The organism is Bartonella taylorii 8TBB (assembly GCF_902825155.1).
Lineage (GTDB): Bacteria > Pseudomonadota > Alphaproteobacteria > Rhizobiales > Rhizobiaceae > Bartonella > Bartonella taylorii_A.
In genome coordinates, this window is sequence record NZ_CADEAG010000202.1 from 1 (window position 1) to 395 (window position 395).

Annotated in this window: 1 pseudogene; it reads left to right on the forward strand. The window is 43.5% G+C overall.

The annotated features are described in order from the left end of the window. Positions 1 to 395: pseudogene (locus J7R13_RS09300) on the forward strand (succinate dehydrogenase/fumarate reductase flavoprotein subunit); the annotation flags it as partial.

Here is a 395-nt window from a genome sequence, read left to right on the forward strand (position 1 = left end):
AATTATGGCGCGGTTTGATCGTTTACGCTTTGCTCAAGGGGGGACACCAACCGCCGTGTTGCGTGAAAAAATGCAACGCTCTATGCAGGAAGATGCTGCTGTATTCCGTACAGCAGATTGTTTGCAACAGGGATGTCAGCGTATAAGCCAAATTTGGGGTGAACTGTCTGATCTCAAAGTGATAGATCGCTCACTGATATGGAATTCTGATTTGGTTGAAACATTAGAACTTGAAAATCTCATGGCCAATGCAATAACAACTGTTTATTTAGCAGAAGCACGTCTAGAAAGACGGGGAGCGCATGCACGCGAAGATTATACAGAGCGTGACGACAAAAATTGGCGTAAACATACACTTTCACATTTATCAAAAGAAGGAAAGGTAACGTTGTCGG